Genomic DNA, 26,366 nt, shown 5'->3' with positions numbered 1-26,366 from the left:
TGTATTGTCTCCAGGAGGTACATTTGTAACAGATGAGCAAATGGATACAATTTTATATAGTAGGTACATATCTGCGAAATTACGCAGAAAAGGGCCTGCAAAATCGTTTGATAACGTGATCGACAACACTTTCTAATAAGTTTAGAAAAAATATTGTCGAATTATAAAGGAATTTTTTAATTTATATCGAATACAAAATACGACACGGAGATGGATTTATGGGGAACAGAATTCCCGAAGAAGTTGTTGAACAGATTCGGACGTCATCGGATATTGTAGAAGTGATTGGTGAATACGTTCAACTTAGAAAACAGGGGCGTAACTATTTCGGCCTTTGTCCATTTCATGGTGAGAATTCTCCTTCATTCTCTGTTTCATCTGATAAGCAAATTTTTCATTGCTTCGGATGTGGAGAAGGTGGAAATGTATTTTCCTTTCTAATGAAAATGGAAGGATTGGCTTTTACCGAGGCTGTTCAAAAGCTAGGTGAAAGAAATGGAATTGCGGTTGCAGAGTATACATCAGGGCAAGGACAACAAGAAGACATATCTGATGACACTGTCATCATGCAACAAGCTCATGAACTGTTGAAAAAGTATTATCATCATTTATTAGTAAATACAGAAGAAGGAAATGAAGCACTTTCGTATTTGTTAAAACGTGGTATTACGAAAGAGATGATTGAGAAGTTTGAAATTGGTTATGCGTCACCTGCTTGGGATGCAGCAACGAAAATTTTACAAAAAAGAGGTTTATCGCTGTCTAGTATGGAACAAGCTGGTCTTCTCATAAGAAGCGAGAAGGATGGTAGTCATTATGATCGCTTCCGTGGAAGGGTCATGTTTCCAATCTATACGTTACAAGGTAAAGTGATAGCGTTTAGTGGAAGGGCGTTAGGAGATGACACTCCGAAATATTTAAATAGCCCTGAAACACCAATTTTTCACAAAAGTAAATTGTTGTATAACTTCCACCAAGCGAGGCCGTTTATTAGAAAACGTGGGCAAGTGGTCCTTTTTGAAGGGTATGCCGACGTACTAGCTGCGGTAAAAAGTGGTGTGGAAGAGGCTGTTGCGACAATGGGAACAGCTTTAACTGAAGAACAAGCAAAACTTCTGCGACGTAACGTTGAAACTGTTGTTCTTTGCTATGATGGTGATAAAGCAGGACGAGAAGCGACGATGAAAGCCGGACGATTATTGTTGCAAGTTGGTTGCCAAGTGAAAGTTACATCCTTGCCAGATAAGCTTGATCCTGATGAATATGTGCAACAATATGGGACAACTGCTTTTGAAAATCTTGTAAAATCAAGTATAAGTTTTGTTGGTTTTAAAATAAATTATTTGCGTTTAGGGAAAAATTTGCAAGATGAGTCTGGCAAAGAAGAATATGTGAAAAGTGTTTTAAAAGAGTTATCGTTGTTACAGGATGCGATGCAGGCAGAATCATATTTGAAGTCATTATCGCAAGAATTTTCGTATTCAATGGAAACACTTTTGAATCAATTGCACCAATATCGCAAAGAACAAAAGGTACAGCAAAAACAAGTAAAGCAGGTTTCTAAGCCGTCTCAAATTGTTCAAACAAAGCCGAAGTTAACAGGTTTTGAAAGGGCAGAAAGAGAAATTATTTACCATATGTTGCAAAGTCCAGAAGTGGCTGTTCGTATGGAATCCCACATAGAAGATTTTCATACAGAAGAACATAAAGGGATTTTATATGAACTATACGCATATTATGAAAAGGGAAATGAACCTTCAGTCGGAACATTTTTAAGTTGGCTCTCTGATGAAAAGTTGAAAAATATTATCACTGATATTTCGACGGATGAATTTATTAATCCAGAATACACAGAAGAAGTGTTACAAGGCCATTTGGAGACGCTTAGACGTCATCAAGAAAAACTTGAAAAGATGGAAATCATCTTTAAGGTAAAACAGATGGAAAAAACGGATCCTGTAGAGGCTGCTAAATATTATGTAGCGTATTTACAAAATCAAAAAGCGAGAAAATAGCTTTTTTGATAAATTTTTAGTATAATGAATGTTTGTATCTCGCGTAAGGAGGGGAACAGATGGCTGACAAACCAGCTCGTTCTAAACAAATTGAAACTGAAATGACCCTTGAGCAAGTGAAAGAACAACTCACTGAGCTCGGAAAAAAACGTGGCGTTCTTACATATGAAGAGATTGCAGAACGCATGAATGGATTTGAAATTGAATCCGATCAAATGGATGAATACTATGAATATTTAGGTGAACAAGGGATTGACTTAGTTGGCGACAATGACAACGACGAAGGTCCTAATAATCGCCAAATAGCAAAATCGGAAGAAGAATTCGACCTCAATGATTTAAGTGTACCACCTGGGGTTAAAATCAACGATCCTGTTCGTATGTATTTAAAAGAAATTGGTCGTGTAGATTTATTATCCGCAGAAGAAGAAATTCGACTTGCAACGCGTATTGAAGAAGGCGATGAAGAAGCGAAACGTCGTCTTGCAGAAGCAAACTTACGTCTTGTAGTAAGTATTGCAAAGCGCTACGTGGGCCGCGGTATGCTTTTCTTAGACTTAATCCAAGAAGGGAATATGGGTCTAATTAAAGCGGTTGAAAAGTTCGATTATCGTAAAGGTTTCAAATTTAGTACGTATGCAACTTGGTGGATTCGCCAAGCAATTACACGTGCGATTGCAGACCAAGCAAGAACAATTCGTATCCCAGTTCATATGGTTGAAACGATTAATAAGTTAATTCGTGTACAACGTCAATTACTACAAGATTTAGGACGTGAACCATCTCCAGAAGAGATTGGTGAGGAAATGGATCTTGCTCCGGAAAAAGTACGCGAAATCTTAAAAATTGCACAGGAGCCAGTTTCTCTTGAAACACCGATTGGTGAAGAAGATGACTCCCATTTAGGTGATTTTATTGAAGACCAAGAAGCAACATCGCCTGCGGACCATGCAGCGTATGAATTGCTAAAAGAACAATTAGAAGATGTGTTAGATACACTAACAGATCGTGAAGAAAATGTTCTACGTCTTCGTTTTGGTTTAGATGATGGACGAACTCGTACGCTTGAAGAAGTTGGGAAAGTATTCGGCGTAACGAGAGAACGTATCCGTCAAATTGAAGCAAAAGCACTTCGTAAATTAAGACATCCAAGCCGTAGTAAGCGTCTTAAGGATTTCTTAGAATAGGCTACCTTTAAGTTTACTTCACCTTTGTGAAGTAAACTTTTTTGTTTTGTTAATTTTTGTTAAACTTTATCTATCGGCAACGATTACAATTTCTTGTAATTTATTTTACAGAATTGTCTTTTGATTTGCAAATGCTCATTTTTCGATTTTTCGATTAATTTTGTTTATTCTATACAAAAATATATGTAGAAAAGTGAAAAATATGATGAAAAACGTTAATAATTATCGAAATAATAAGCGATATAAAAATAAAAAACAATAAACTGAATTTATGGAATATTTTTAACGATTAGTAGTTTACTCTTTTCTGATAGAGCGTTTTCAAGTACAATGGAAATGACTGAATCATCTAACTATTTAGCGGTATAGAGGGGGGAGAAGAGATATGAAACGTAATCCGCTGATTCCGTTCGCTCTTATTGCAGCATTAGGTATTATCGTTATGTTTGTATTTTCATTTCAGGGGCTAAATAAATCTAAAGAGTTAGCTGATGCAAAAAATGGCGGGAAGCCAGCACAAACAGCATCAAAGCCAGAGGATATTGTAAAGCAAAGCTGTACGAGCTGCCACGGCGATCAGTTACAAGGGGCAGTAGGACCTAATTTACAAAAAATTGGTGGGAAACTTTCGAAAGATGAAATTAAAGAAATTCTTTCGAAAGGAAAAGGCAATATGCCTGCCAATATAGTTCCAGCTGATCAAGCCGCTAAAGTAGCTGATTGGTTGTCTAAGAAAAAATAAAGTTCCGTATGACAAGCCTTTTGCTTATGCAAAGGGCTTGTTTTTCTATATTTTCTAAAATACGATGAATGATAGAGAAGTGAATTGTTGTTATGGGCTTGCAACAACTACTATAAATTCATTATCATGGAGACAGACTGACAAGAGAAGGAGTAATGGAAATACATGAATGAAGTAAAGCTTTCAAAACGATTAGAAGAAGTTGTACGTGAAATACCAGTAGGATCTACAGTTGCTGATATTGGGTCGGATCATGCGTATTTACCGTGTTATACAATTATAAATAATATTGCTACAAAAGCAGTTGCAGGAGAGGTTGTAGATGGACCATTTCGCTCTGCGCAAGCAACTGTAGCTGAAAGTGGCTTACAAGATAAAATAGATGTGCGTAAAGGGAACGGATTAGCTGTTATCGCGCCAGGAGAAGTAGATGTAATTACGGTTGCTGGAATGGGCGGAGCGTTAATTCGTGACATTTTAGAAAGTGGTAAAGAAAAATTAGAAGGTGTAACACGTTTAATTTTACAGCCGAATATTGCAGCACATCACATTCGTGAATGGTTTATTGAGAATGGATGGGAGCTTATCCATGAAAAAATCGTAAAAGAAGATGGGAAAATTTACGAGATTTTAGTAGGGGAGCGAGGAAACATCACGTTGCCTTATTCTGAAAATAAACAAGCTGAATTGTTTATGGGACCATTTTTAATAAAAGAAAAAAGTGAAGCTTTCGTTGAAAAATGGGAAGGGGAATTAAAAAACTTCCAAAATATTTTAAAGCAGTTAGAACGTGCGGTTGATTCTGAAGAAACAAAAGCGAAGCGTGCGGAAGTAGAAGTGAAAATGAAAATGATAGAGGAGGTTTTATCATGAGTAAAATTCCAAATGGCCATGAAATTATTTCGTTATTTGAAAGTATGTATCCGAAGCATTTGGCGATGGAAGGAGATAAGATTGGCCTGCAGATTGGAGCGCTTAATAAACCCGTGCAGCACGTATTAATTGCGTTAGATGTAACGGAAGAAGTTGTGGATGAAGCAATTCAACTAGGAGCGAATGTTATTATTGCTCATCACCCTTTAATTTTTAGCCCGTTAAAAGCGATTCATACAGATAAGGCGTATGGGAAAATTATTGAAAAGTGTATGAAAAATGATATTGCAATCTATGCAGCGCATACAAATGTGGATGTTGCTAAGGGCGGGGTAAATGATTTACTTGCTGAGGCGTTAGGATTGCAAAATACAGAAGTTTTGGCACCGACATACGCAGAAGAAATGAAAAAAATTGTTGTGTTTGTGCCAGTAACTCATGCAGAAGAAGTAAGAAAAGCATTAGGAGACGCAGGTGCTGGTCATATCGGCAATTATAGCCACTGTACGTTTAGTAGCGAGGGTACAGGTACGTTTGTACCTCAAGAGGGAACAAATCCTTATATCGGGGAAACTGGGCAGTTAGAACGCGTAGAAGAAGTGCGAATCGAAACGATTATTCCAGCTTCACTACAGCGAAAAGTGATTAAAGCAATAGTAACGGCGCATCCATATGAAGAAGTAGCATATGATGTGTACCCACTTGATAACAAAGGCGAAACATTAGGGCTTGGAAAAATAGGCTATTTACAAGAAGAAATGACACTTGGACAGTTTGCGGAACATGTAAAGCAATCATTAGATGTAAAGGGTGCACGAGTTGTTGGGAAATTAGATGATAAAGTGCGTAAAGTAGCTGTACTTGGTGGCGATGGTAACAAATACATCAATCAAGCTAAATTTAAAGGAGCGGATGTATATGTAACAGGTGATATGTATTATCATGTTGCTCATGATGCGATGATGCTCGGTTTAAATATAGTTGACCCAGGACATAACGTTGAAAAAGTAATGAAGCAAGGTGTGCAAAAGCAATTACAAGAAAAAGTGGATGCTAAGAAACTCAATGTACACATTCATGCTTCGCAGTTACATACAGATCCATTTACATTTGTATAAGAAATAAAAACCGTTGCACGTATAGGCAACGGTTTTTATTATTGTTCTTTTTTCACTTTTACGCGAGGTAATATTTTTTGTAACGGTACTTTTCGAACTCTCTCCCATGTAGCGGGATTCATTGGGTCATATTGCTCTAAGAAAGCGATAACCTCTTTTGTAATTGGAGTTGGAGTAGAAGCACCTGCTGTAACAGCTACGTTTTCTACACCTTGGAGCCATTCTAATTTGATTTCGCTTACGTCTGCAACGCGGAATGCTTTCGTGCCAGCGATTTCTTGTGATACTTGTGCTAAACGGTTTGAATTGTTACTTTTCGGATCGCCAACAACAATTGTTAAGTCTGCAACATCAGCTTGTTTAGCGACAGCTTCTTGGCGAACTTGAGTTGCTAAACAGATTTCTTTATGGAATTCTGCTGTTGGGAATTTCTTCTGAATGTCCTCCATTAAATGTTGAACATCCCATTGGCTCATTGTTGTTTGATTTGTAACTAAAATTTTATCCGTTGGAATTTCTAATGTTTTTAAATCATCAGCTCTTTCAATAAGATGAACGATATCAGGTGCAATACCAACTGCGCCTTCTGGTTCTGGATGATTTTTTTTGCCGATATAAATGACATGGTAACCTTCAGCTTTCTTTGCTTCAATAAGGTCATGTGTTTTTGTAACATCTGGGCAAGTGGCATCGATTGTTGTTAAACCTTTTTCTTTTGCGCGTTGTTTAACTTCTGGAGAAACACCGTGTGCAGTGAAAATAACAGTACCAGAATCAATTTTATCCAAAATTTCTAATCGACTTGGACCGTCTAATGTAATGATGCCATCTTCTTCGAATGCATCTGTTACATGTTTGTTGTGAACAATCATACCTAAAATATAAATAGGTCTTGGTAATGATGTATCTAATGCGGCGTTACGTGCAATAACCATCGCGTCCACAACACCGTAGCAATAACCACGAGGGGAAATTTTAACAATTTTCATATGAGTAATCCTCTCCTTCTAAACAAGGGATACTTTTGTGCATAGTCTTTTACATTATAAAGGAGGAGTGGATAGAAAACAAAGGATTGTTACACATATAGTTTTGGTTTTGTTGCTATTTTTTGAACAGGCTCCTCTCGTATTTCTTTTTCTATGACTGGCTCAATCACTATTTTTTTTCTTTTTCTTTTTTTTTGTGGAGGAGGCGGAGTTGCTACCTTAACCTTTTCTGTTATGTCTTCAGCTTGATCTTCAGTTTGATCTTCTTCCGTACTTTTTCCAGAGGTGAGGATTTTAACAATGCTTGGTAGGTTACGCATAATGGGACCATACTGTTCGACGACAGGGCTTACAGATTGAACGACTTGGGATACTTTTTCGATATTGTTTATCATATTAGTTGGATTTGAAATTAAATTCGCAAAAAAACTGCCGATGCCGCTGCTTGATGCTGCTGTAGTTGATGAACCGCCGCGACTTTCATTTGATTCATACATTTGAGGGGGGATCATTTGCTCCGGATGCTGCTGCATGTATGGCTGATATTGTTGTGAGTATTGCTGCGGGTATTGTTGTTGGTATTGCGGTTGCTGTTGATATTGCTGTTGATATTGTTGTCGATATTCGGGTGGCGGTTGCTGGTGCATCATTGGCGGTGGCCCTTCCATTTGTCGATAAGGCGGAACCATTTGCATGAAAGGTTCGGTTGGATCGTGTTTTTTAAAGAGTTTAGCAAGGAACCCTTTCTTTTTTTGTGCCATCGGTGGTAGTTGTGGAATTGGATATGGTGTATAAGGTTGCTGCTGGCCTGGATTCGGGTACATCTGCCTCATGGGGGATTTTGGAAACATGTGAGAAATCCTCCTTTCTTCAGTTAGGTATATACACATACAATATGCAATAAGAGAGAAGAAGGTTAGTTTTTGAAGTAAAAACCTAAACTAAAGATGGCTTTTATTTGTAGATTTCGATATAATGTAGACTTGACTGATTTGTGCGCGCAGTAGAAATTTAGAAAGAAGGTGTAACTTATGACACAACAAACTTTTACACAGTATGATTTTAAACCATTTTTAATAGATGCAGTTCGTGAACTACGCTTTACAGAGCCGACAGGAATTCAAAAGAAAATTTTCCCAGTCGTGAAAAAAGGTGTAAGTGTAATTGGACAATCCCAAACAGGTTCTGGGAAAACACATGCATACTTACTTCCTACATTGAACAGAATTAATGCAAGTCGTGAAGAAGTACAACTTGTTATTACAGCGCCTACTCGTGAGTTAGCACAACAAATTTACGAAGAAATCGTGAAATTAACAAAGTTTTGTGCGGAAGATCAAATGATTACAGCACGCTGTTTAATTGGTGGAACTGATAAACAACGCTCAATTGAAAAGTTGAAAAAACAACCTCATATTGTAGTTGGAACACCAGGACGTATTAAAGATTTAGTAGAAGAGCAAGCGCTATTTGTTCATAAAGCAAATACTATTATTGTCGATGAAGCAGACTTAATGCTTGATATGGGATTCATTCATGATGTAGACAAAATTGCAGCACGCATGCCTAAAAACTTGCAAATGCTAGTTTTCTCTGCAACAATTCCTCAAAAACTAAAACCGTTTCTGAAGAAATATATGGAAAATCCAGAGCATATTCATATCAATCCAAAACAAGTGGCGGCTGGAAATATTGAGCATTATTTAGTACCTTCTAAACATCGTAACAAAATCGATTTAGTGAACAAAATGTTGCTACAATTTAAACCGTATTTAGCAGTTGTTTTCACGAATACGAAAAAGATGGCGGATCAGGTTGCTGACGGATTAATGGAACGTGGCTTAAAGGTTGGACGAATTCACGGAGATTTATCACCACGTGATCGTAAAAAAATGATGAAACAAATCCGTGACCTTGAATTCCAATATATTGTTGCAACCGATTTAGCAGCTCGTGGTATTGATATTGAAGGAATTAGTCATGTTATTAACTACGAACTTCCATCAGATTTAGATTTCTTCGTTCACCGCGTTGGAAGAACAGCACGTGCAGGGCATTCAGGTATTGCAGTGACGATTTATGATCCAGCAAACGAAGAAGCATTAGATAGTTTAGAAAAACAACGTCATATTGAGTTCAAGCATGTAGATTTACGCGGAGATGAGTGGGCGGATTTAGGTGAACGTCGCCGTCGTAAGAGCCGTAAAAAACCAAATGATGAACTTGACGTTATGGCAACAAAAGTTATTAAAAAGCCGAAAAAAGTAAAACCAAACTATAAACGTAAACTTGCAACTGAACGTGACAAAGTGAAGAGAAAATATAGCAATAAAAAAAGATAAGGGATTTCCCTTATTTTTTTTTATCCTGCTATTTGCTAGATAATGGAAAAACTCTGATTGAAGTTTCGTTGTAGCTAGTTGAAGTTTGTGTAGTGTTTTAGGAACAAACAATTCACTACATATTTCTACAAATTATGCTATCATTATATCTATTGTATATTGAAGAGGTGATTGTATGTTAAAGATTGGATCTCATGTTTCCATGAGTGGTAAGAATATGTTATTAGCAGCAAGTGAAGAGGCTGTTTCATACGGTGCAACGACGTTTATGATTTATACAGGTGCACCACAAAATACAAGAAGAAAACCAATTGAAGAATTGAATATAGAAGCAGGAAGAAAACATATGGAATTAAACGGTATTGAGGAAATTATCGTACATGCGCCGTATATTATTAATGTCGGGAATACGACGAAGCCAGAAACATTCCAATTAGGTGTAGATTTCCTTCGTATGGAAATTGAAAGAACATCGGCATTAGGTGTGGCGAAACAAATCGTTCTTCACCCAGGTGCGCACGTTGGTGCAGGGGCGGATGCTGGTATTCAACAAATTATTAAAGGACTTAATGAAGTATTAACGCCAGAGCAGACGGTTAATATTGCGTTAGAAACGATGGCAGGAAAAGGAACAGAATGCGGTCGTAGCTTTGAAGAAATTGCAAAGATTATTGATGGTGTAAAATATAATGAAAAACTATCAGTATGCTTTGATACATGTCATACGCACGATGCCGGATATGATATTGTAAATGACTTTGACGGTGTATTAAACGAATTTGATAAAATTGTTGGTATTGATCGTTTGCAAGTACTTCATATTAATGATAGTAAAAATGTACGCGGCGCAGGAAAGGACCGTCATGAAAACATCGGTTTCGGTCATATTGGTTATAAAGCGTTGCATCATATTGTGCATCATCCGCAGTTAATGCATGTACCAAAAATTCTTGAAACGCCATATGTAGGTGAAGATAAAAAAGATAAGAAGCCACCATATAAATTAGAAATCGAAATGCTGAAAAATGGTACTTTTGATGAAGGACTTCTTGAGAAAATTAAAGCGCAATAAGCAATAAGGAGGGGGTTTTCCCCTCCTTATTTTAGTAGTTGTTGAAATAAAGTATTTACTTGTTGTGCAGTAGCAGGGGAGGTTACTTTTGCTATTTGTTTTAAGAGCTCTAGTCGTTCGTCATTATCGTAAATGTTAATATTCTTTCCTTTCATAAGTAAAACAATTTGATCGGCTTGGGCAGTCGTAATAGAAACTTCATATTCTTTGCTATATTTCAATAACTCTTTTGTAGAAATATGATTTAATTTTTTATTTACAAGTTGTTTAATGAGGTTCATTAAGTTATCCTCCTTCACACGTTCTTCTATCGAAATATATGAGTACGTAGCTTGTACATATTCGTATAGAGTTTCTTTTTTCATGAGAAAAAGAAGCGTATGTTATAATATAAGGACAAAACTATAGAAAAAGAGTATAGGGAGGACTTATGGAGCAAAAGCAACATCGAAAAGAGAGTGTTATCCATCTTATTTATCGTTTAGTTATGATTATTTTTGGTGCAGCATGCGCAGCGGTAGCGATTGAACTATTTTTAATGCCAAATAAAATTATTGATGGTGGAATTATTGGTATTTCTCTTATATTAGATTATCTTACTCCGAATATTTGGTGGTTAAGTTTCTCTACTTTAGTCGTTATTCTCAATATCCCATTTATGTATTCAGGTTATAAGCAAATCGGAAAAACGTTCATGCTATCTTCGGCGTTCGGTATTGTAGCTTTAGCGTTTATTGAATCAACGTTACATGCTGTTCCGCCATTTACAACGGAGCCAATTTTAGCGACAGTGTTTGGTGGTCTTATTTTAGGTATTGGTGTAGGGCTCGTTATTCGTCATGGTGGATCAATGGACGGAACAGAAATTATGGGGATTTTATTAACGAAGAAATTACCTTTCTCTGTTGGCGAATTTGTAATGTTTGTGAACTTATTCATTTTTGCGTGGGCAGCATTTGTATTTGGTGTTGAACAAGCTATGTATTCTGTTATGACGTACTATATCGCATTCAAAACAATTGATACAGTCATTCAAGGTTTAGATGAAACGAAAGCAGTTTTAATTGTATCAGATCAATATGAGGAAGTATCAAATGCGATTTTGCATCGTCTTGGTCGTGGAACTACAAAGCTTGTAGCGAAAGGCGGTTACACGGATAAAGAAAAAGAAGTTATTTATGCAGTTGTAACACGTCTGGAAGTGACAAAGTTAAAATCAATTGTGTATGAAATTGATGAGAATGCGTTTGTTACGATTATGAGTACACAAGAGACAAATGGCGGTAAGTTTAAATCGGCTATTCACTAAAAAAGTTATCCAGCTATTTGAGGGCAGTAAAACTCTCACCTCAAAATTCGGATGGGGCAAAGCAGTTAGGCGGAGAGCTACTGCCCGTAAAATCCCGATTGGTGAGGGCAAATAATCGGTAGGGGATGGCCTCATCTGATTAAGGTTTCACTTTATAGGAATTTTTTTTGAAAGCAGAGAATTTTTCTCTGCTTTTTGTTATAATAGTAAGGTTTCTTGAAAAAAGTAGATATATTTTAGGCAGATTGGTTTACAACTATAATAAGCTGTACTATAATTCAAATAGATATAAATCGGAATCATTCTGAATTAAAATAGGTGAGATGCTATGAATAATATATTAGAAATAGAAGGATTGTCATTTCGATATGAAGATCGAAATGTGTTAGAAGATATTAATTTGCAAGTTCCGAAGGGAGCTTTTTTAGGTTTAGTTGGACCGAATGGTTCTGGGAAATCAACTTTGCTAAAATGTTTATTAGGCGTTTTAAAGCCAAAACAGGGAAGTATTCGTTTGTTTGGTGTTGATAGTAAGAAGTTTAAAGAATGGAACAAAGTTGGTTATGTGTCGCAAAAGGCAAATAGCTTTAATTCTGGTTTTCCGGCAACTGTTTTTGAAGTTGTGTCAATGGGACTCGTTTCGAAAAAAGGGCTGTTTCGCTTTTTCACGAAAAACGATAAGGAAAAGGTAGAAAAAGCGATTGCTGATGTAGGGATGAGTGAGTTTCAAGGGCGCAATATAGGAGAACTTTCCGGTGGACAACAACAGCGTGTATTTATTGCTCGTGCGCTCGTTAGTGATCCTGAATTACTTATTTTGGACGAGCCCACTGTTGGAATCGATGTGAAGAATGTAGAAAGTTTTTATGAGATATTAGAGGATTTAAACAAAAGGTTAGGAATCACATTAATTCTCGTTACTCACGATATGGGAGCTGTTACCGAGAAAGTAACACATGTTGCATGCTTAAACCAACATTTACATTTCCATGGAAATGTAGAGAAGTTCCGAGAGTTAGAAGATGCGGAAATGTCCGTCTTATATGGACATCATGTTCATCGTTTAGAACACGAGCATGAGCATCACGGGAGGATATAATGATACAAGATTTTTTACAATATGACTTTTTACGTAACTCTTTATATGCAGGGATTTTAATAGGGCTTGTTGCGCCGCTTATCGGTGTATTTGTTGTCATTCGCCGTATGTCGCTTATTGCGGATGCATTAAGTCACGTGACATTATCGGGTATTGCTGCAAGTTTACTACTAGAAAAAACAATTTTCACAGGAGGATTTTTAAATCCGCTATATATGGGAATGATTTTTTCTATTGGTGGGGCGTTACTTATTGAAAAATTACGTACTGTATATAAACATTATCAAGAATTAGCAATTCCGATTATTCTTTCAGCAGGAATGGGGATTGGCGTTATTTTTATTTCACTTGCAAATGGATTTAACACAGATTTATTTAGTTATTTATTTGGTAGTGTAAGTGCTGTAACAAGTACGGATTTAATAATCATCGGCATTGTAGCAATTGTTGTTATTGTAACGATTACTTTATTATACAAAGAGTTATTTTTACTATCGTTTGATGAGGAATACGCTGTATCAACCGGTTTGAGTGCAAAGTGGATTCACTTTATTTTTATTATATTGGTTGCTCTTGTCATTGCGGTATCAATGCGCGTAGTCGGGGTTCTTCTCGTATCATCATTAATGACGTTACCAGTTGCAGCAAGTATTCGTATTGCAAATGGATTTAAACAAACAATTTTCTTCTCCATTTTATTTGGTGAAATTGCAGTAATTGGTGGAATGTTTGCTTCGTATCAACTTAATCTAGCGCCAGGTGGTACAATTGTTATGATAGCAGTTCTTATTTTAATTGGTGCGATTTTATGGAAAAAGAAAAAAACTGCATAAAGTAGGGATAGATATGAATCTAACAGAAGCTTTACGCCTAATGAAAGATAAAGGATACAAACATACTGGGAAAAGAGAAGAGATGCTCAGGTTATTTGCAGCTCACAATCGTTATTTAACGGCGAAAGACGTTTTAGAGCATATGAAGGATGATTATCCAGGTCTTAGCTTTGATACGATTTATCGTAACTTAACGGTGTTTGCTGAAATCGGTGTTTTAGAACAAACGGAATTAAATGGTGAAAAGCATTTTCGTTTTACATGTTCTATTATGGAACATCATCATCATTTTATTTGTTTAGATTGCGGGGGAACGAAAGAGATTACTTCTTGCCCGATGGATTTTATGAATAAAGATTTTAACGGTTATGAAGTAACAGGTCATAAGTTTGAAATATACGGTCGTTGTCCAAAATGTGCAAAGTAAAAGCTCGTCAGTTATATAACTGACGAGCTTTTTTACGTAGAAAAGAAGGTTGCTCACAAATATTGTGGGCAACCTTCTTTTTATTGTTCTTGAGTTTCTTTTTCTTTTTCTCGTTCAGCAGCCATTTCAGCAGCGATTACGTCGATTTCTTTTTTTAGTTCTTCTACCATTATTTCTTCTGGCACTTTACGAACAACTTGCCCTTTACGGAATAATAATCCTTCTCCACGTGCACCGGCAATACCGATATCAGCTTCACGAGCTTCACCAGGACCGTTTACAGCACAGCCAAGTACTGCAACTTTAATTGGTACTTTTAGTGTAGAGATGTATTCTTCTACCTCGTTAGCGATGCTAATTAAATCAATTTCAATACGACCGCAAGTTGGACAAGAAATAAGTGTTGCTGCATTAGATGCAAGGCCGAATGACTTTAATAGTTCACGCGCAACTTTTACTTCTTCAACTGGGTCAGCACTTAATGAAATACGTAGTGTATTTCCGATGCCTTTATTTAAGATTGCTCCAAGACCAGCGGCACTTTTTACAGTTCCAGCAAATAATGTTCCAGATTCTGTAATGCCTAAATGTAATGGATAATCAAAAGCACGAGCAGCTTTGTCGTATGCTTCAATTGCTAAGTTAACATCAGAGGCTTTCATAGATACGATAATATCGTGGAAATCTAAGTCCTCTAAAATTTTAATGTGATGTAGGGCGCTCTCGACCATACCATCTGCAGTTGGGTATCCATACTTTTCTAAAATGTGACGCTCTAATGAACCTGCGTTTACACCGATACGGATTGGAATACCGCGTTCTTTTGCTGCATTTACAACAGCTTCTACTTTATGGCGACGACCAATGTTACCTGGATTGATACGTACTTTATCAATGCCACCTTCAATTGCTTTTAAAGCAAGGCGATAATCAAAATGAATATCAGCAACAAGTGGAATGTTGATTTGTTTTTTAATATCAGCAATAGCATTTGCTGCGCGTTCGTCTGGAACAGCAACACGCACGACTTGACAGCCAGCTTCTTCTAAACGTTTAATTTCAGCAACTGTTGCTTCAACATCATGTGTTTTTGTTGTTGTCATACTTTGTATAATTAATTCATTATTACCGCCAATTGTTAAATTACCGACTTTAACTGGACGTGTTTTTGTACGATGAGTCATTTCATTCACGAATAGATCGCTCTCCTTATAAAAGAAGTTTCTTATTTAGTCCCTCATATCAATGATAGTATACGTGATACAGGGCTATAGAAACCGAAGTGCTCGGTTTCACTTTTACTATTGTATCAGCGCCTTCATGTAATTGACAAGGATTAAGTGATTGCTTATTGATATAACGGGAATTTATAAGACTTTCCAATTTGTATTTTTGTAGCAGATGTACTTTTGTTCAGTTGTTTAAAGTCATCAATTACCTTTTCAATAGAAGGGATTTTTTTCTTGTTAATTTGTTCGGTAATAGAAAGAACTGTCTCACCTGTTTTGACTTCAATTGTTTTATAAGTGACATCTGTTTCTTTTTCTGCTTTGTTCTCTTTCTTTTGTTTTGTATCTGTACTTTCTTGTTTTATCGTTTGGGCCGCATTTGTTTTTTTATATGAACTTAACATCGGTAAAGTGCCGATTTTTATATCGTAATAAAATATATAACCAAGAACAAGCACGAATAAGAATATACCTAATCTTTTCATATTCTTCACTCCTTTGCTAGGAATATATGCTTGTCCAAAAAAAAAATGCCTAATTAGGCATTTTTTTCGTTCTTATTTTTCTTTCGGTTTTGGAACTTCTTTAATTGTTAAGTATAGAACAATTAAAACAACTGCGATATAAATGAATGTTGAACCAGGTACAACGATTTTGAATAAATCCATAATCATAAAGAAGATTGTTGGAATTGTGTAGCTGTAAGCAGTTAACGTCCATACTTGCTTATAAGATAATTTACGTTGACCGCTCATAGCCGAACCTATAAACGCAAGTAAAGTAATTCCTAAGAAAGTAATAAATAATTGGAATAGGTATACTAAAACTCCGATAACGGCTAGTAAAATTGGATAAATACTATCGAATACAGAAATAAAATCTTTTAAATCTTTCTTCTCAAGAGATGTCCCTAATAAATCATTATAGGAGTATGTTTGTGTTTGACCATTTCCTATAGAAACTACTTTATCTTTTAAAATAAATAAACCAGTTTTGTTTTGATATTTTTCTATATCTGTTGTATTTGGATCAAATACGAAAAGAGCATCTCCCTCTTCTTTTTGAATAGGTTGTTCAATATCGGCTTTTAGTTCACCATTTTCAATTTTAAAATCAGGTAAATCTTTTTCAATTGCTTGATTTACCATGGTAACACTATCTTGAATAAAGCTACCGTAAAAGAATGTTCTTGGAATAGTAGTGATTAGACAAAGTAGCATAATATACAAAATGGTTTTTCCGATTTTTTGAAAACGGAATAGCGCCATATCTTTAGGCGAATATACGCTTTTTGCTAATTGGGTAAATATGGACATAGATTCACTTCCTTTATGTATGTATAAAATCATTGTAACGTAGGAATCTAGAGAATCTCAAGATATATTATATTTACATATAGTGGAGATAACTAAATTTCTTTTTATTAATTTTCTTCTTTTGAATGAGAAAAATACAATTGACACTTTTCTTTTCCATATGGTAAATTTATCTTACATTTCTTAAAGAATATATCCGATAGGGATTCCTTTATTTGATATGTTGTTACATACATAATTGTGGACCCTTAGCTCAGCTGGTTAGAGCAGACGGCTCATAACCGTCCGGTCGTAGGTTCGAGTCCTACAGGGTCCATATCCATTTCACATGTTTATTACGTCAGCAGGAAGCTTCCTTGTAGAAGGGAGCTTTTTTTATGAAATATATGAGCATTTTAATTGAAAAGAAGTGGGAATTTTGCTACTTTAATGATAGCAAGACAATGTGATTTATTTGTTTGCACCCTATGGCAATTAGGGTAGAATGAAGTTGTATGTCACTTAAGTGGCAATACATAAACTGGGAGGAATATAACAATGGCAAAACACGAATTACCAAATTTACCTTATGCGTATGATGCTTTAGAGCCTCACTTTGACAAAGAAACAATGAACATCCATCATACAAAACACCATAACACGTACATCACAAACTTAAACGCTGCTTTAGAAGGTCATGCAGAATTAGCTGACAAAAGCGTAGAAGAATTAGTTGCGAACTTAAACGAAGTACCAGAAGCAATCCGTACAGCAGTACGTAACAATGGTGGCGGACATGCTAACCATACATTCTTCTGGACAATCTTATCTCCAAATGGCGGCGGACAACCAGTAGGTGAACTTGCAACTGCAATTGAAGCGAAATTCGGTAGCTTCGATGCATTCAAAGAAGAATTCGCAAAAGCTGGCGCAACTCGTTTCGGTTCTGGTTGGGCTTGGTTAGTAGTAAATAATGGTGAGTTAGAAGTAACAAGCACACCAAACCAAGATTCTCCTTTAACTGAAGGTAAAACTCCAGTTATCGGTTTAGATGTTTGGGAACATGCTTACTACTTAAATTACCAAAACCGTCGTCCAGACTACATCGGTGCATTCTGGAATGTTGTAGATTGGAACGCTGCTGAAAAACGTTACCAAGAAGCAAAATAATTGTAATAACGATAGAAAAAGCTAGGAGAATGCTCCTAGCTTTTTTCTGTGCTTTCCTTTTACATAATTGAGCTTGTCTTTGGAAGACTAGAACATGAAGTAAAGGAGAGTTGTGTATGAAGTGGAAACATATAATTGGTGACGTTGAAGTGAATCGGGATTTAGTGTTATTGCTCCTTATTGGAGGTTTATACACGCTCGCAATTTCTTTATCGAATACGTTTGTTAACATTTATTTATGGAAACAAACACAAAATTATGTGAATCTTGGCTTGTATAATTTGGCCAGCGTTGTATTACAGCCTCTCACATTTCTTATAGGTGGGAAATTAGCGAAGCGTATTGATCGCTCAATTTTGTTACGAATAGGCGTAGGCACGTTAGCTATTTTTTTTATCGTTGTTTTAGTAGCGGGAAAAAGCGCTTCTCACTATATTTTATTAATGGGGGCTCTTTTAGGAGTCGGGTATGGTTTTTACTGGCTCGCGTTTAATTTATTAACATTTGAGATTACAGAACCAGAAACAAGAGATTTCTTTAATGGTTTTCTTGGACTTCTTACATCATTCTCGGGCATGATTGGGCCGATAGCAGCGGGATATACAATTTCACGTATGGAAAAATGGAGTGGCTATACGGTCATATTCTTTCTTTCGTTACTGTTATTTGCAATTGCTGTCATTTTAAGCTTTTTTGTATCTAAGAGAGAATGTGAAGGACGGTATGAAATTGTTCAAGTATTGAAAGAGCGGCAGGTTGATAAAAACTGGGGAAGAATTACACGAGCTCATTTTTTTCAAGGGCTGAGAGAGGGAACGTTTATTTTTGTTATTTCAGTGTACGTGTATTTAGCAACTGATAGCGAACTCGCCTTAGGGAAATATAGCTTAGTAAATTCTGCTGTATCATTTGTTTGTTACTATTTAGTCACTCGTATGTTAAAGAAAGAGTGGCGAAAAAAAGCAATTTTGCTCGGAGGCATTATTTTATATGCTGTCGTATTTTTAGTTATATTCAATGTTACATACACAAAATTACTTATTTATGCAGCGTGTATCGCAATTGCATACCCTATTTTGCTCGTTCCGTACGGGTCCATGACATATGATGTAATTGGTAGGGCGAAAAATGCGAGAGAGTGGCGTGTAGAATATGTAGTTGTCCGGGAATTATGGTTAAATGCAGGAAGAATTTGCTCGATTTTAAGTTTTTTATGTGCTGTACTATTCTTTCCGCCTGAAAAAAGTTTGCCTTACTTATTATGTATTTTAGGTGCAGGACATTTTCTTATTTATTTTGCAGTTAAAAATGTCAAATATGATGAGGGAAATACGAGTAAAACAAGTATTGTAACGCAAGGAACTACGCAGAATCAAACAGAACCAGAAGGTTAACTTCTCGGTTGTTTTATGCTAGAATAGAAAAAGATGTAAGACAGCAGTGAGGACACCTGTATGAAGGTGTCCCTTTCACATTACATAGCTGTTGGTAGAGGGGGTTTGTATGAGCAAGAAGCAGAAACAACAAAAGAAAAAGACTCACGTTCCTTTTCGGTTAAACGTGCTGTTTTTCTGCGTGTTTTTAATGTTCTCCGCGGTTATTGTAAGGCTTGGATATGTACAAATTGTTCGCGGTGAGGAATACAAGAATGAAGTGGAGAGGAAAGAGAACTCGACGATAAGTAATCCTGTACCACGTGGGAAAATATTTGACCGTTATGGGCGAGCTGTAGTAGATAATGCAGCTGTACGTACGATTACATTTACAAAAATGAAAGGATCAACTGCAGAAGCTCGCTTAGAAACAGCGAAAAAGCTAGCAGAGTTGATTGAAGTACCGACAGATAAATTAACAGATCGCGATAAAAAAGATTATTGGCTTGCTATGCATAAAGAGGAAGCGAAAGAAAAAATTACGAATAAAGATCGTCAAGAGTTGAAAGATAAAAAAATTGACGATAAAGAATTAGAGGAGCGTCAACGAAGTCGCGTGACAGAAGAAGAAGTGAATCAATTATCCGCAAAAGATTTAGAAATACTAGCGATTAAAAGCAAAATGGACGGCGGATATGCAATGACACCACAAGTCATTAAGAAGGATGCAACTGATGAAGAATATGCGATTATTAGTGAAAAATTAGCGGAATTGCCAGGTGTAGATACAAGTGTCGATTGGGAGCGAAAATATGCATATGATGGTGATTTGTTCCGAAGTGTACTTGGTGGTGTAACAACTTCTGATGAAGGTTTACCGAAAGAGCGTTTAGATTACTATCTTGTTCGTGATTATAATCGGAATGATCGCGTAGGGAAAAGTTACCTTGAACAGCAATATGAAGATAGCCTGCACGGTACGAAAGCAGAAGTGAAAAATATTACAGATAAAAACGGTAATATTTTAGAAACGATTAATGTATCAAAAGGGCAAAGTGGTAATGACCTGAACTTAACAATCGATATGGAATTACAAAAGCGTGTAGAAGAAATTATCACGAAAAATTTATTGAGATATAAAGGTGGACAACCTCTTTTAGATCGTGCATTCGTTGTAATGATGAATCCAAAAAATGGTGAAGTTTTATCTATGGCAGGGAAACAGTTAGTGAATGAAAATGGCGAAACGAAAGTACAAGATTTCGCATTAGGAACGATGACAAGTTCTTATCCAATGGGATCGACTGTAAAAGGTGCGACAGTACTTACAGGGTATCAAACAGGTGCGATTCAACCGGGTTCAGTTCAATATGACGAACCAATCAGATTAAAGGGAACGCCACAAAAAGCTTCTTGGAAGAATATGGGTTACATTAATGATTTGACAGCATTAAAAATGTCTTCTAACGTATATATGTTTAAAACAGCGATGAATCTTGCAGGTGTTCAATATGTGAAAGGTGGTACGTTAGATATTCCACAAAAAGCATTTGATACGATGCGTTATTATTTCGGACAGTTTGGACTTGGTGTGAAAACAGGTATTGATTTACCGAATGAATCAGCGGGCCAAACAGGTAGAGGAAATCAGCCAGGTTTCTTATTAGATTTATCAATTGGACAGTACGATACGTATACACCACTTCAATTAGCACAATATGTTTCAACAATTGCAAATGGTGGTTACCGTATGCAGCCACAAGTTGTAAAAGAAATTCGTCAACCGGCAGCGAAACCAGATGAAGTTGGAAAAGTTGTTCATTCAATGGAACCGAAAGTTCTAAACCGTATTGATATGCCTGAATCACAAATTAAACGTGTTCAGGAAGGATTTAGACAAGTATTTAACGATTCTGGTGGTACAGCTGCGAAATACTTTACAGGTGCACCATATAAAGCTGCTGGTAAAACAGGTACAGCTCAAACTGTGTATGGCGGAGATAAAGAGATTGGTAGAAAGGCAAACGGTGAGCGTAAAGAAACATATAACTTAACGTTAGTAGGTTATGCGCCACTTGAAGATCCTGAAGTAGCGTTTTCTGTTGTTGTACCTTGGGTAGATGATAAATCAGGTATTAACGGTTATATTAGTCGTGACATTATGGACGCGTACTTTGATTTGAAAAAAGTAGAAAATGGCGAAGCTCCAACAGATGCAAAAGACAATAAAAAGAAAAATGTAGATCAAGATGATGAATAAAAAAGTTGTAAAAAAAGCACACTATCTGAAAAGATAGTGTGCTTTTTTTTATGGTCCATGCATACGTTTTAATAAAGTGGACAAGCATATCGTATCGAAAAATTAAGAGGCCTAACAAGTAATACGTTTACTTCTCCTCTGGAGGATAAAGGTTTTATGAACCAATCATCAGTGAAGATGAGCAGTGGCTACGGATTAAAATTTTACTTAATGTTGATTCTTGTGGAACTTTACAAAACTTTTACAAACAATTAAAACCGAATTAATAGTTTAGCAGTATTCTTATATCTGTAATCCTGTTATTTCCGGTTACTTCTAGGAGGAAGAACACGTGAAATGGATAAGTGCATCGATTAAAGTTTTCATACTGTCGACATGTTTCCTTTATGTTGGCACGTCTACTGCATTTGCTGTAAATGAAATGGGAGAAGTGAGAGTTGATGGATCCTCAACAGTTTTTCCTATTATAGAAGCAGTAGCGGAGGAATATACAAAGGTGCATCCGAACGTGAAAATTTCTATCAGTGTTTCTGGAACAGGAGGAGGATTTAATCGTTTCAGTAAAGGAGAAGTGGATATAAATAATGCTTCGAGAGTAATGAAACAAGTGGAAGAAAATGAAATGAAGAAAAACTCCATTCAGTTTACATCATTTGAAGTCGCTTATGATGGTCTGACGATCGTTGTGAATCGCCAAAACACTTGGGTAGACAATATGACGGTAGACGAGTTACGTCTACTGTGGAGTGAAGATGAAAGTGAAAAGCGATGGTCACACATTCATTCATCATGGCCACGCGAACAGGTGAAGTTTTATGCGCCAGGTGTAGACTCTGGTACGTATGATTATTTTCAAAATGTCATCTTACAAAATAGTCGCATTGTAAAAAAAGTCTCTTTGTCTGAAGATGATCAAGTTATTATGCAAGGGGTAATGAATGATAAAAATGCCATTGCTTTTGTAGGATATGCTTATTATATGGCCAATCGAGATAAGGTGAGAGCAATAAAAGTGAATGGTGTACTTCCGACGAAAGATACGATTCAATCAGGTAAGTATAAGCCGTTATCTAGGTCGCTATTTGCTTATGTGAATGATGCATCTATCCGAAATAAAATGAATGTAGCAAATTATATTGAGTTTATGATTCAACATGTTGGTAATCTCGCTGAAGAGGTTGGATATGTAAAATTACCAAAAGAAAAGTACAATGAACAGCTGCGGATGTTAACAGAAATAAAAAGGTAATGTCAGGGTGGAAAGGGGTTTTCATCTTTGGCTTATAATGACAAAAGTCAAATTACATTTTCTGTACAACATTTGATTGAAAGAAATACAAAACAAAGAAAAAAAACGCAGCGAATCAATCGAATCGTTCCATTATTACTAAAAATAATTGCTAGCGTGTCTATTGTGACGACAATTGGAATTATTTTTACTTTGGCAAATGAAACAATGATGTTTTTTCAAAAAATACCATTACACTCCTTTTTGATGGAGAAAGAATGGTTACCTTTTTTTGAAGATCCTAAATTCGGTATATTACCACTTATATGTGGAACGGTCCTTGTAACAGCAATTGCTATGTTCGTAGCAATTCCTATCGGTTTAGCGTGTGCCGTATTTTTAAGCGAATATGCTTCAAACGGTGCAAGGAAAGTGTTAAAGCCAATGTTAGAATTATTAGCAGGTATCCCGACAATTGTATATGGTTTTTTTGCATTAACAGTTGTAACACCGCTTTTACAACGGATTATACCTGATTTACAGTTTTTTAATGCGATTAGTCCAGGTATTGTTATTGGCTTTATGATGATACCTACAATTGCATCTCTGTCTGAAGACGCAATGAGAGCTGTAGCAAAAGGAACGAAAGAAGCTTCGTTAGCACTTGGAGCAACTCGGTTTGAGATGGTAAAACAAGTCGTGTTTCCTTCGGCTTTTACAGGGATTATGGCAGCGATTATATTAGCTGCTTCCAGGGCAATTGGTGAAACGATGATCGTTGTAATTGCAGCGGGATCCACGCCGAACGTATCGCTCGATCCGACACACTCCATTCAAACGTTAACAGCTTATATTGTGCAAGTGAGTTTAGGTGATGCTCCGCATGGAACCATTACGTATTACAGCATGTACGCTGTAGGTGCAACGTTATTTTTGTTTACTTTTATAATGAACATCATTTCGCAGTTTATTATGCGCCGCTTTAGGAGGGTGACATAATATGCGAATGTTGAATCATAAAAAGATACAAGAAAATATGGCATCGCGTTTTTTAAAAGATCGAGTTTACAAATTGTTATTTTATATGGCAATTTTGTTTTCAATAGTAATACTGCTTATTTTGCTTTTTCAAATTTTTGAAAAAGGTATAAGTTATCTTTCATTAGATTTCTTTACAAACTTTGCTTCGCGTAATCCGAAAGAAGCTGGGATTGCTGCAGCTTTGTCAGGAACAATATTATTTATGAGTATTGTTATACCAGTCTCTTTTATATTTGGGGTCGGAACTGCTCTTTATTTAGAGCAATATGCGAAGGAATCTATATTTAAAAAGGTAATAGAAATTAATAATCAAACGTTAGCAGGAGTACCTTCCGTTGTATTTGGATTACTCGGCTTAACTATTTTTGTATATGCTCTTCATCTAGGTGAGAGTATCATTGCGGCGGCACTGACGATGAGTTTACTCGTCTTACCGACAGTTGTTGTAGCGAGTCAAGAAGCAATACGATCTGTACCAAGTTCATTATTAGAAGCTTCTTACGGATTAGGTGCTACGAAGTGGCAAACGATGTATCAAATTGTATTGCCATATGCTTTCCCAGGAATAATAACGGGTTGTACGTTAGCGATATCAAGAGCGATTGGAGAAGCGGCACCGTTATTAGTTATCGGGGCACTTGCATTTGCAAATTATGTTCCATTTAGTATGTTTGATAGATTTACAGTTTTACCAATTCAAATTTTTAATTGGATGAGTAGACCGCAAGAAGAATTTCAGTATGTAGCAGCTGCTGGGATGATCGTTTTGTTAGGTTTGTTGCTCTTTATCAATATATTTGTCCTATGGTTACGAAATCGAAAATAAGTTGGAAATGGATGAAAGGGGAATTCAAATGGTAGCAACAGTAGTAAATGTACAGGTGAAAAACGAGGAGAAAATCGAGACTGCGCCAAAGAAAGTAGTATTTAATACGAAAAACTTAAATTTATGGTACGGAGAAGACCATGCTTTAAAAGATATTAACTTAAGCATTCATGAGAATGAGGTTACAGCAATTATCGGGCCAAGTGGTTGTGGTAAATCAACGTACTTAAAAACATTAAATCGTATGGTAGAGTTAGTACCAATCGTGCGAACTACAGGTGTAATTGAATATAGAGAGCGCAATATATTTGATAAATCATATCCAGTTGAAGAATTACGAACACATGTAGGAATGGTGTTCCAAAAGCCAAATCCATTTCCGAAATCTATTTATGAAAATGTAGCATACGGCCCAAAAATTCATGGTATAAGCGACAAGAAAACGTTGGATGAAATTGTTGAAAAAAGTTTACGTGGAGCAGCAATTTGGGATGAGTTAAAAGATCGTTTGCACGATAATGCATACGGTTTATCCGGTGGACAGCAACAGCGTCTATGTATCGCACGTTGTTTAGCGATTGAACCCGACGTTATTTTAATGGATGAGCCAACATCGGCACTAGACCCAATTTCAACATTAAAAGTAGAAGAATTAATTCAAGAGTTAAAGAAAGACTTTAGTATTGTTATCGTAACGCATAATATGCAACAAGCAGCACGTATTTCAGACAAAACTGCTTTCTTCTTAAGTGGAGAAGTTGTGGAATATACAGATACAAATAAATTATTTACGACACCTTCAGATAAGCGTACAGAAGATTATATTACAGGCCGATTCGGTTGATATCGTTGCAAGGCTCAGAGCAAATGCCTTCTTAACAGAGGGCATTTCTTATTTTTACCTCATCTAATTAGAGAAGTAATACGTCTCCTATCTTAAGGCTTATTACAAGTACGCTAGGTAGGAGATCTATATATACAATGGCACTTAATATTGAGGGGGAAGAAAAAATGGTAAGAGAACAGTTTCAATGTGATTTAAAAACGTTACAGCAAAAGGTGATTGAGCTTGGTGTACTAGCGAGGGAAGCTTTGTTGCTTGCCATGGAAGGTCTTCGTACAAGGGATGTAGAGAAAGCGTTAGAGGTTATAGATGGTGATTATCGTATGGATAATTTAGAAGAGGAAATAAATGATCTTGCGCTTATGCTTATTACGAAGCAGCAACCTGTAGCAGGTGACTTAAGAAGGATTTTTATTTCAATTAAAACAGCGACAGATTTAGAGCGTATTGCAGATCATGCTGTTAATGTTGCGAAATCAACAATTCGTCTTGGGGAAAAAGAAGTAACTGTCAGTTTGCATAATATTGAGGAAATGTTTGCTATTGCTAATGAGATGTTAAATTTAGCATTAGAAGCATACGAACAGGAAAATTTAACTTTCGCGAAACAAATTGCCGAAATGGATGATTCTGTTGATGAAATATATGGGAAAGCGATTCGTGAATTTATATCTTCAGTCCCAGAACAACCAGAAGCGATTACACAAATTACACAATTATCTTTTGTAGCGAGATATATTGAGCGTGTAGCAGACCATATTACAAATATTGCTGAGAATGTTTTTTATTTAGTAAAAGGAAAGCATTACTTATTAAATGAATAAAGAAAAAAAGCAGGTGAAACATCGCCTGCTTTTTTTAGTCAAAACATGACAAAAAAAGCTCGTTGTTTCCATTAGTTTATGATGATAAGATGTATCATAATATAATGGAAAAATTAGGACATATATGTTGGTGACTTATTGAGTATTATTTTTCTAAGTTAATAGTAAGCGCTTTCTTTTGTGGGGGGTTAGAAAGATACATGTATATAGGAAGTCTTAATCAAAGTTTTTCTCACCAGTGATGATTCATTGAAATAATCAAACTTATAC

Annotated in this window: 25 protein-coding genes and 1 tRNA gene; 20 read left to right on the top strand and 6 right to left on the bottom strand. The window is 36.3% G+C overall.

Features of this window, described 5'->3' with window-relative positions; all coding sequences use genetic code 11:
* Positions 1-218: 218 nt before the first annotated feature.
* The 5 genes from dnaG (at position 219) to ACXY7N_RS12425 (ending at position 5,935) form a co-directional block, all read left to right on the top strand.
* Positions 219-2,015 (top strand): DNA primase, encoded by a 1,797-nt coding sequence (gene dnaG / locus ACXY7N_RS12445; protein WP_016086251.1) that lies wholly within the window; start codon positions 219-221, stop codon positions 2,013-2,015.
* A gap of 59 nt (positions 2,016-2,074) precedes the next feature.
* The gene (gene rpoD / locus ACXY7N_RS12440; RefSeq protein WP_000764060.1) at positions 2,075-3,202 is read left to right on the top strand and encodes an RNA polymerase sigma factor RpoD; all 1,128 of its coding nucleotides are present in this window, start codon (positions 2,075-2,077) and stop codon (positions 3,200-3,202) included.
* A 385-nt stretch (positions 3,203-3,587) separates the two neighbouring features.
* On the top strand, positions 3,588-3,944 hold the full coding sequence (cccA, locus tag ACXY7N_RS12435; protein ID WP_000828141.1) for a cytochrome c550: 357 nt from the start codon (positions 3,588-3,590) through the stop codon (positions 3,942-3,944).
* A 165-nt stretch (positions 3,945-4,109) separates the two neighbouring features.
* On the top strand, positions 4,110-4,817 hold the full coding sequence (locus tag ACXY7N_RS12430; protein WP_016086252.1) for a tRNA (adenine(22)-N(1))-methyltransferase: 708 nt from the start codon (positions 4,110-4,112) through the stop codon (positions 4,815-4,817).
* Positions 4,814-5,935 (top strand): Nif3-like dinuclear metal center hexameric protein, encoded by a 1,122-nt coding sequence (locus tag ACXY7N_RS12425; RefSeq protein WP_016135339.1) that lies wholly within the window; start codon positions 4,814-4,816, stop codon positions 5,933-5,935. Before ACXY7N_RS12430 ends, ACXY7N_RS12425 begins: the two co-directional genes overlap by 4 nt.
* 38 nt (positions 5,936-5,973) lie before the next feature.
* Here ACXY7N_RS12425 and ACXY7N_RS12420 read toward each other — a convergent pair whose 3' ends face one another.
* Positions 5,974-6,924 (bottom strand): 4-hydroxy-3-methylbut-2-enyl diphosphate reductase, encoded by a 951-nt coding sequence (locus ACXY7N_RS12420; RefSeq protein ID WP_016086254.1) that lies wholly within the window; start codon positions 6,922-6,924, stop codon positions 5,974-5,976.
* A gap of 89 nt (positions 6,925-7,013) precedes the next feature.
* On the bottom strand, positions 7,014-7,775 hold the full coding sequence (gene vrrA / locus ACXY7N_RS12415; RefSeq protein WP_016086255.1) for a VrrA/YqfQ family protein: 762 nt from the start codon (positions 7,773-7,775) through the stop codon (positions 7,014-7,016).
* Between the two features lie 180 nt (positions 7,776-7,955).
* Here vrrA and ACXY7N_RS12410 point away from each other — a divergent pair, with 180 nt between their 5' ends.
* Together ACXY7N_RS12410 and ACXY7N_RS12405 are read left to right on the top strand one after the other, a co-directional pair.
* On the top strand, positions 7,956-9,266 hold the full coding sequence (locus ACXY7N_RS12410; protein WP_016086256.1) for a DEAD/DEAH box helicase: 1,311 nt from the start codon (positions 7,956-7,958) through the stop codon (positions 9,264-9,266).
* 175 nt (positions 9,267-9,441) lie between these two features.
* Positions 9,442-10,338, top strand: a complete 897-nt coding sequence (locus tag ACXY7N_RS12405) for a deoxyribonuclease IV (RefSeq protein ID WP_000912471.1) — start codon at positions 9,442-9,444, stop codon at positions 10,336-10,338.
* Positions 10,339-10,364: 26 nt separating this feature from the next.
* Here ACXY7N_RS12405 and ACXY7N_RS12400 read toward each other — a convergent pair whose 3' ends face one another.
* A complete protein-coding gene (locus tag ACXY7N_RS12400) occupies positions 10,365-10,619 on the bottom strand; it encodes a DUF2624 domain-containing protein (protein ID WP_001048965.1) in 255 nt (84 codons plus the stop codon).
* Positions 10,620-10,768: 149 nt separating this feature from the next.
* Between ACXY7N_RS12400 and ACXY7N_RS12395 the strand changes: the two genes are divergently transcribed.
* The 4 genes from ACXY7N_RS12395 to ACXY7N_RS12380 all read left to right on the top strand — a co-directional run bounded on the left by ACXY7N_RS12395 (position 10,769) and on the right by ACXY7N_RS12380 (position 14,006).
* On the top strand, positions 10,769-11,647 hold the full coding sequence (locus ACXY7N_RS12395) for a YitT family protein (protein WP_016086258.1): 879 nt from the start codon (positions 10,769-10,771) through the stop codon (positions 11,645-11,647).
* A 328-nt stretch (positions 11,648-11,975) separates the two neighbouring features.
* Positions 11,976-12,746, top strand: a complete 771-nt coding sequence (locus tag ACXY7N_RS12390; protein WP_001059649.1) for a metal ABC transporter ATP-binding protein — start codon at positions 11,976-11,978, stop codon at positions 12,744-12,746.
* On the top strand, positions 12,746-13,579 hold the full coding sequence (locus ACXY7N_RS12385) for a metal ABC transporter permease (protein WP_016086259.1): 834 nt from the start codon (positions 12,746-12,748) through the stop codon (positions 13,577-13,579). The genes ACXY7N_RS12390 and ACXY7N_RS12385 overlap by 1 nt, the downstream gene beginning before the upstream one ends.
* 13 nt (positions 13,580-13,592) lie before the next feature.
* Entirely contained in the window at positions 13,593-14,006 is a 414-nt protein-coding gene (locus tag ACXY7N_RS12380; RefSeq protein ID WP_001054512.1) for a Fur family transcriptional regulator, read from the top strand.
* Between the two features lie 80 nt (positions 14,007-14,086).
* On the opposite strand, the gene ispG is transcribed toward ACXY7N_RS12380, so the two are convergent.
* The 3 genes from ispG to ACXY7N_RS12365 all read right to left on the bottom strand — a co-directional run bounded on the left by ispG (position 14,087) and on the right by ACXY7N_RS12365 (position 16,551).
* Positions 14,087-15,190: a flavodoxin-dependent (E)-4-hydroxy-3-methylbut-2-enyl-diphosphate synthase gene (ispG, locus tag ACXY7N_RS12375; protein WP_141533940.1), complete on the bottom strand. Its 1,104-nt coding sequence runs from the start codon at positions 15,188-15,190 to the stop codon at positions 14,087-14,089.
* A gap of 164 nt (positions 15,191-15,354) precedes the next feature.
* The gene (locus tag ACXY7N_RS12370; RefSeq protein WP_000825407.1) at positions 15,355-15,720 is read right to left on the bottom strand and encodes a hypothetical protein; all 366 of its coding nucleotides are present in this window, start codon (positions 15,718-15,720) and stop codon (positions 15,355-15,357) included.
* Between the two features lie 72 nt (positions 15,721-15,792).
* Positions 15,793-16,551, bottom strand: a complete 759-nt coding sequence (locus ACXY7N_RS12365) for a DUF1189 domain-containing protein (protein WP_016135337.1) — start codon at positions 16,549-16,551, stop codon at positions 15,793-15,795.
* A gap of 242 nt (positions 16,552-16,793) precedes the next feature.
* On the opposite strand from ACXY7N_RS12365, the gene ACXY7N_RS12360 reads away from it, so the two are divergent.
* The 9 genes from ACXY7N_RS12360 (at position 16,794) to phoU (ending at position 26,096) form a co-directional block, all read left to right on the top strand.
* Positions 16,794-16,867 (top strand) — tRNA-Ile (locus ACXY7N_RS12360).
* 221 nt (positions 16,868-17,088) lie between these two features.
* Positions 17,089-17,700: a superoxide dismutase [Mn] gene (sodA, locus tag ACXY7N_RS12355; RefSeq protein ID WP_001052031.1), complete on the top strand. Its 612-nt coding sequence runs from the start codon at positions 17,089-17,091 to the stop codon at positions 17,698-17,700.
* A 116-nt stretch (positions 17,701-17,816) separates the two neighbouring features.
* A complete protein-coding gene (locus ACXY7N_RS12350; protein ID WP_016086263.1) occupies positions 17,817-19,094 on the top strand; it encodes an MFS transporter in 1,278 nt (425 codons plus the stop codon).
* Positions 19,095-19,203: 109 nt separating this feature from the next.
* The gene (locus ACXY7N_RS12345; protein ID WP_016135336.1) at positions 19,204-21,333 is read left to right on the top strand and encodes a peptidoglycan D,D-transpeptidase FtsI family protein; all 2,130 of its coding nucleotides are present in this window, start codon (positions 19,204-19,206) and stop codon (positions 21,331-21,333) included.
* A 331-nt stretch (positions 21,334-21,664) separates the two neighbouring features.
* Positions 21,665-22,582: a phosphate ABC transporter substrate-binding protein PhoX gene (gene phoX, locus ACXY7N_RS12340; protein ID WP_016135335.1), complete on the top strand. Its 918-nt coding sequence runs from the start codon at positions 21,665-21,667 to the stop codon at positions 22,580-22,582.
* Positions 22,583-22,609: 27 nt separating this feature from the next.
* On the top strand, positions 22,610-23,560 hold the full coding sequence (gene pstC / locus ACXY7N_RS12335) for a phosphate ABC transporter permease subunit PstC (RefSeq protein ID WP_016086266.1): 951 nt from the start codon (positions 22,610-22,612) through the stop codon (positions 23,558-23,560).
* Position 23,561: 1 nt separating this feature from the next.
* Complete coding sequence (gene pstA, locus ACXY7N_RS12330) at positions 23,562-24,428, top strand: phosphate ABC transporter permease PstA (protein ID WP_016086267.1); 867 nt, start codon at positions 23,562-23,564, stop codon at positions 24,426-24,428.
* 28 nt (positions 24,429-24,456) lie between these two features.
* Positions 24,457-25,272 carry a phosphate ABC transporter ATP-binding protein gene (pstB, locus tag ACXY7N_RS12325; RefSeq protein ID WP_016086268.1) on the top strand — a complete coding sequence of 272 codons (816 nt, stop codon included), beginning with the start codon at positions 24,457-24,459 and terminating at the stop codon, positions 25,270-25,272.
* Positions 25,273-25,439: 167 nt separating this feature from the next.
* A complete protein-coding gene (gene phoU, locus ACXY7N_RS12320; protein ID WP_033659893.1) occupies positions 25,440-26,096 on the top strand; it encodes a phosphate signaling complex protein PhoU in 657 nt (218 codons plus the stop codon).
* The last annotated feature ends 270 nt before the right edge of the window (positions 26,097-26,366 follow it).

The sequence above is a fragment of the Bacillus sp. 5w2 genome, from assembly GCF_054353775.1.
Note: the sequence above shows the minus strand (reverse complement) of the source record. Positions and strands in the feature narration are given on the sequence as shown.